Consider the following 6,147-nt stretch of genomic DNA (forward strand, 5'->3'; position numbering starts at 1 on the left):
GTGCTGAGGCAGAAGATCAAGGCGATTTTCGTTCCGATCCCGCGAGCCGACTCTCTTCCAAAGAAATTCGTATTGATAAAAGCAAAAGACATGGCACGCGCCCCATTCAGACCAAAGAATTCGTTCCAGACATCGAACTTGTCCGGACGAGTCGTTTTAATTTTTGGTCAGGATGGCCGTTTTGTTTTCATATCTCAAGCTTCTTGAATGAGAAGTCATGGATAAAAGATCATTAATTTTCCTATCGGTTGGACAACTTAGCCAAGTGCCCTGTTGTCCTTCCTCCGATTTTAAACATAAGCAACCTCTGATGGCGCTCCAAATACGTCAAGGACATCGGTTGCCTTTTGAAATGCGAAATTTTAGTCGCGTGTCCCGGCGAACCGAGTTTGCCAATCTTCGCGTTGCTCATCCGTAATTTTGGCGAATAAAACGTCAGGTACAGAAAATTCATGCCCAGCGGGTAGGGACGTCAAAGCGACCGCCACATCGTCGGGCCAGCTTGTATCCAGCGTGTTCATTGCGCTGAGCATTCGGGCGGAAGTTTCCGGGATAAATGGTGCACTCAGGACTGCGTAAAGACGGATCAAGTTCAAACCCAGACGAACTTGCGTAGCGGCAAGTTCCGGGTCTTCCTTAAAGGTTGACCAAGGTGCGGCCGCTTGCAGGTATTCATTTCCAGCGACCCAAATGGCGCGCAGTTCCTGTGCCGATTTACGAACCTCCATCGCTTCCATATGGCCTTCATAGGCGCGAATGCGGCGCGTGAGTTCTGAAATTAGCGTTTGTTCCCTTTCACCAAAGTCGCCACCTTCGGGAACGGTTTCCCCGAATTTCGAGCGGCAGAATTTGGTGATACGGCTTACAAAGTTGCCCAGAACGTCTGCCAAATCTTTATTCACCGATTGCTGGAAGTTTTCCCATGTGAATTCGCTGTCACTGCTTTCCGGTGCGTGGCTTAGTAGCCACCAACGCCAATAATCGGCCGGCAAAATCTCAAGCGCTTGGTCCATGAATACGCCACGTCCCTGCGAAGTAGAAAACTGGCCTCCGTCATAATTGAGATAGTTAAACGACTTTAGGTGATCGACCATCTTCCATGGCTCGCCTGATCCCAAAATAGTCGCGGGGAAGCTCAGGGTGTGAAACGGGACGTTGTCCTTACCCATAAACTGAACATAGCGCACATCGTCGGCCCCTTTGTCAGTACGCCACCAACGCTGCCAATCTGCGTCTGTTCTGCCATTTGCGTCGGCCCATTCTTTTGCGCAGGCGATGTATTCGATAGGTGCGTCAAACCACACGTAGAAGACTTTTCCTTCCATGCCAGGCCAGTCTTGATCGCCTTTCTTGACCGGTACACCCCAATCCAGATCGCGAGTTATCCCTCGGTCTTGCAGCCCGTCGCCGTCATGAAGCCATTTTTTCGCGATAGATGTGGTCAGGATCGGCCAGTCTGTCTTACTGTCAATCCACTCATCCAACTGATCTTTCATGGCGGATTGTCGTAAATAGAGGTGTTTAGTCTGACGCACCTCTAAATCCGTTGAGCCCGAAATGGCCGAGCGTGGCTCGATTAGATCGGTGGGGTCCAACTGTTTAGTACAATTCTCACACTGGTCACCGCGCGCTCGGTCGTAACCACAATTGGGGCAGGTACCTTCGATATAGCGGTCGGGAAGAAACCTGCCATCCGCATTAGAATAGATTTGTTTCTCGCTGACTTCGCGGATTAAACCAGCTTCGTCCAGCTTTCCTGCGAAATGTTGCGTAAGATGTTTGTTCTGTTCACTCGAAGATCGACCAAAATGATCAAAACTAAGTCCAAAACGATTGGCGATGTCTGCTTGTATTCCATACATCTCGGTGCAATATTCGGCGACCGGCTTGCCTGCCTTTGCCGCAGCTAGTTCTGCAGGGGTCCCGTGTTCATCGGTGGCACAAAGAAACATGACCTCATTCCCGCGGCCGCGCTGATACCGCGCGTACAAATCGGCCGGAAGTTGCGATCCGATGAGATTTCCGAGGTGCTTGATCCCATTTATGTAAGGGATCGCCGAGGTGATGAGTATCCGGGCCATTTTTGCGTTTCCACGTATCTGTCTGCGCGCCCGTCTACCTTATGTCACCGTCCAGCAAAAGCCCGGTTTCGCAACCAAACGACTATAAATAATCTGGAAAAGCGTATCCAACGTTAAAAAACCTTTTGGATTGACCTTAGGTCTCTGTAACAGGTGAATCTTGCCAGTCGATGCGTTCAGCTGCGGCTGCTTAACGCCCCAGTTTCACCGCCGTATCACTCTGTTCGCGCAAATGAGCCAATAATGTATCATAATTCCACGGCTCAAATTGGGAGGGGTGAATGCTTACACCATGGTTCAGGCACGGTCTGACTATCTTTGCCATGTTTTGTGCAGCTTTCTTTAATTTAACACCTTACGCGAAAGCCGATCAAAGCGATGCGATAAATGCAATCGAAGACTTCGATCACGCCATGCTTTCGATTTTTCGTCGGGGGCAAGATGCACTAACAGCTACTACGCGTCCTGTTATGATCATTGCGCGTGACGTTACGGTTCTTTCAGACGACGGCGGGCAAGCAACATATTCCAGAGACGCCCCGCATTACCTAGTCTTCAAGTCCACGTCGCATATTTTGCTGGGCATTATCGGCGCCGTCACGCCGTGGCCACAGGGGAATGCGGCCAGTGAGCTCTGGAAGAACGAGTTCTCAACTATTTCTGAAGAAATAGAAAAGCTTCTTCCATTGATTGACGGCCTCAAAATTTCCGAGTCCGCTATGGTTCGTCAGAAAAAAATGCTGGAAACGGCTAAGGCATTTGTCGACCAAGCATTGTCCGAGCAAAAGCTGACCCGCGAGGCGGTTATTAAAGTTATTAACGATATGAGGCCGGAATGGTCGGCCAACATGCGCGATGCAGCTCGGGCCGAGCTTGAGGCATTACACAAAGCAGTATCAGATGCGCGTTCGGAAATGGACGAAGACGATTGGAATAAAATGTACGTGGTACACCACGGTGGATCTAACGTTAAAAACGTCAATGTTGTACTCTTGTACTTGCAGAGGGTGATGCCTGAAAAGGTGACTGCCGGGCAGGTGTTGTTCGCAGAAAGCGCCCACGGGACTGACGCAATGGCAAAGTATGCGGGTTATGCAAAGATGCAAAGGCTTGTGGGTGCCTGGGCATTTGGTGACCCGGCTCGGATGGAGGTCGACCTTTTGGGCTATGAGGCCGGTTCAATTCTGGATGAATTGATCCCTGTGTCACCGTCAGTGTTTGCGATCGACGAATGAAAATATGTCTGTGTCAAACTCTGCTTGATCGTTCTGGTTCCAACTTTGACAAGCGGTTCTTTAGTTTAATGTCCGGCCCGCAAACACAGTCAGGCTAGGATGTTCTTGACCCGGGACTATTCCTCTCGCGCACGCTTTAGCAGGCGCCCGATTGTGAACGACGTTCTCGGGGCGTAGACATAATTGGTACGTTCTTCCGGTGTAGGGCGAGAACGCATGCGGGCAAGGCCAAAAACAATTAAGCCTAAGTGCCCCAGGGCCACAAACGCGAACAGTGCGCCGGGGCCGAAACTCTGGATCAAGGTGGATGAAACATAGGGCGATGCAATTGCCCCTAGTGCAAACCAGAACATCAAAGCAGCAGAAAGTTCGACCCGTTGCTCAGTCGTGGCAAAGTCATTGGCATGGGCAGAGGAGACTGAGAAGATCGGAAATGTCGTCAGCCCGAAGAACCCGGCGGTCAACATCACTCCCACAGTGCCAGTGCCACTCGCGGCCATCGTAACAAAGCTGCTGAGAACTGCAGCAGCTGAAAGCCAAATCAATACCCATCGGCGATCGTATTTGTCGGCCAACCAACCCACTGGATACTGCGCCAATGCCCCGCCTAAAACGAACGAAGCCAAAAAGAACGCGATTTGATCGACGTCTAAACCGACCTCTTGTCCATAAACGGGGCCGACCATTCTGAACGAGGCGGAACTAAGCGCCGCCACTATCACACCAGCAACAGCCAATGGGGAACTGCGCCAAGCAAGTTTTGGTCGCAGGCGCGGAGCATCGGGCGTTTTCGGCTGGCTGGCTTTGGTAAGCGTAAGCGGAAGCAGAGAAGCGCAGCACAAGATCGCCAGTAAGTTATAGGATACGTAAGAGGCGGGCGGCAGCACTGCAATAATCAGCTGCGCGCCCAATGAGGCGCCCATATCAACGATCCGATAAGTTCCCATGGCACGCCCGCGGGTTTCGTTGGTAACCTTTGCGTTTAGCCAAGCCTCAATTACGGTGTAAGCCCCTGCGACACAGGTACCCGAAGCAACGCGCAACAACGCCCAGACATAGGCGTTGTCGGTAAGGGTATGGCCAATCAGCCCCATCGCGCCAAGCGCGGTACAAACGGCGAAAGCGCGGGAATGACCGATGTTGCCCATCAACCTTGGGGCCCACCAGCAACCGATAAAGAAGCCAAGAAAATGCGCTGACCCCAATAAACCGATCTGTTCAGTGCTGAATTCGAGAGTCAGGCCTGAAATGGCGTCCAAAGGACCTACGCCGCCAGTTGAGAGCTGCAGCAGAATGACGGAAAGAAAAAGAGCAGCAAAGGAAATGATCGTGCGCATAATGGGTGCAGAATGACGGCATCTTTCGACATTGCGCGTAACAATTCGACTTTGTCGCGTCGTTTTTCGTCCTTCGGGCTTTAGAGCGTACGGATTATCTCTGCGCGAATGTTAAGCCCGACCTCGTCAGCGACCAGTTCTGGATATCCCGAAGCACCAAAAGCATGACGATCCAGTGCACCGGCCAGACGGATCGAAAGGGTGTTCAGATCGTCCACTTTGCTTTCTGGCCGGCGATAAAGGTCCGCCAGTAAAGTTACAGGCTTTGTCACTCCTCGGACGGTTAATTCTCCGGTTATCTGAGCGCCGTTGGAAATGTGCCCCGAAGGACTCAGCTGAATATCGGTCGAATTGAAAGTGATCGTAGGGTAGGCCTCTGCATCTAGAACGCTTTGACCTAGCATAGGCCCACGGGCAAACGGCAATCGGGTGCGCGCAGCTGCTACATTGAGTGTCACGCTGACACGGCTGTTTTGCAGACGCGACGTATCAATTTCAATATTTGCTGCCTTAATCGGCATCGTACCGCTTTGGGCAACCCCCGACAGGTTAAAGGTGAAACCAACTGAAGTGCTTTGTTTTGATAACGTATATGGGACCAGCGCTGCTTGCGCGGAACGTGCCAACGGTAACGTTGCTATGCCCGCGATAACGGACCGCCGTGTCAGGTGTTTCAAGCCAAAACCTCTTGCTTTTTGGGCCGTGAGCGGCCGAGCAAGAATAGAAGTATCGCAATGTTCAGGCCATTCCACAGAATTCCGTTAATAAAGGCCAATTGGTAATTTCCGGTTAAGTCGTAAATCCATCCGGACATCCACCCGCCCAGTGCCATGCCCATGATTGTCATCATCATAACAAAACCGACCCGGGCGCCGGCTTCCTGTGGTGGCATGTATTCGCGTACAACCAATGCGTAACTTGGCACGATACCTCCCTGAGCCAGCCCAAAAAGGAGGCTGATAATATACAGCGACACCATCCCATCGTAGGGCAAGAAAAGAAAAAGCGCTATACATTGGAGGGTTGAGCCAATCAGCAGTGTATATACTCCGCCCAGTTGGTCTGCAACTAACCCCGACACGACCCGGCTGACCACACCACCCAACAGCATCAGCGACAGCATCTCGGCGCCCACAGCCGGACCATATCCTAGACCCACGCAGTACGCGACGATATGGACTTGCGGCATAGACATGGCGACACAGCAACCTATCCCCGCGAGTCCTAGGATGTATTGCAGCGCCCGGGGTGAAATCCCGACACTGCGCGCATTTGTCTGTGCGTTTACAGCAGCGGTTTGGTGGGCCTCGATCGGGACCTGGCGACGCAGAAGCAGAGACAGTGGGATTACAACAATCAGTGTCATCGCCGCCAGCGTCAGATAAACCAGTTGCCAACCGTCGCGCGCCAGAATTCCCGACAGCAAAGTCGGCCAGATTGCGCCGGACAGGTAATTCCCACTTGCGACGAGAGCCACTGCAATCCCGCGCCGAC

General features: G+C 52.1%; 6 protein-coding genes. 2 read left to right on the forward strand and 4 right to left on the reverse strand.

Going from position 1 to position 6,147, the window contains the following annotated elements:
• The coding region (locus tag AC2FNV_RS23145; RefSeq protein ID WP_496774658.1) for a hypothetical protein at positions 1-236 on the forward strand (236 nt) is incomplete at its 5' end.
• Between the two features lie 126 nt (positions 237-362).
• Here the strand turns inward: AC2FNV_RS23145 and metG are convergent.
• Positions 363-2,081, reverse strand: a complete 1,719-nt coding sequence (gene metG, locus AC2FNV_RS23150) for a methionine--tRNA ligase (RefSeq protein ID WP_170608211.1) — start codon at positions 2,079-2,081, stop codon at positions 363-365.
• Positions 2,082-2,362: 281 nt separating this feature from the next.
• Here metG and AC2FNV_RS23155 point away from each other — a divergent pair, with 281 nt between their 5' ends.
• A complete protein-coding gene (locus AC2FNV_RS23155) occupies positions 2,363-3,316 on the forward strand; it encodes a hypothetical protein (protein WP_496774660.1) in 954 nt (317 codons plus the stop codon).
• A 116-nt stretch (positions 3,317-3,432) separates the two neighbouring features.
• Here the strand turns inward: AC2FNV_RS23155 and AC2FNV_RS23160 are convergent, their stop codons facing one another.
• The 3 genes from AC2FNV_RS23160 to AC2FNV_RS23170 all read right to left on the reverse strand — a co-directional run.
• Positions 3,433-4,653 (reverse strand): MFS transporter, encoded by a 1,221-nt coding sequence (locus AC2FNV_RS23160; protein ID WP_496774662.1) that lies wholly within the window; start codon positions 4,651-4,653, stop codon positions 3,433-3,435.
• An 80-nt stretch (positions 4,654-4,733) separates the two neighbouring features.
• A complete protein-coding gene (locus AC2FNV_RS23165) occupies positions 4,734-5,330 on the reverse strand; it encodes a YceI family protein (RefSeq protein WP_170608207.1) in 597 nt (198 codons plus the stop codon).
• Positions 5,327-6,147 (reverse strand): MFS transporter (locus tag AC2FNV_RS23170; protein ID WP_496774664.1); only part of this gene is annotated, 821 nt, incomplete at its 5' end. The genes AC2FNV_RS23170 and AC2FNV_RS23165, both read right to left, overlap by 4 nt.

The sequence above is a fragment of the Ruegeria sp. BHSA163 genome, from assembly GCF_059613365.1.

What these genes read in the sequence shown, in the direction of transcription:
- metG (WP_170608211.1), bottom strand. Translation starts at nt 2,081, where the DNA reads ATGGCCCGGATACTCATCACCTCGGCGATCCCTTACATAAATGGGATC.
- AC2FNV_RS23155 (WP_496774660.1), top strand. Translation starts at nt 2,363, where the DNA reads ATGCTTACACCATGGTTCAGGCACGGTCTGACTATCTTTGCCATGTTT.
- AC2FNV_RS23160 (WP_496774662.1), bottom strand. Translation starts at nt 4,653, where the DNA reads ATGCGCACGATCATTTCCTTTGCTGCTCTTTTTCTTTCCGTCATTCTG.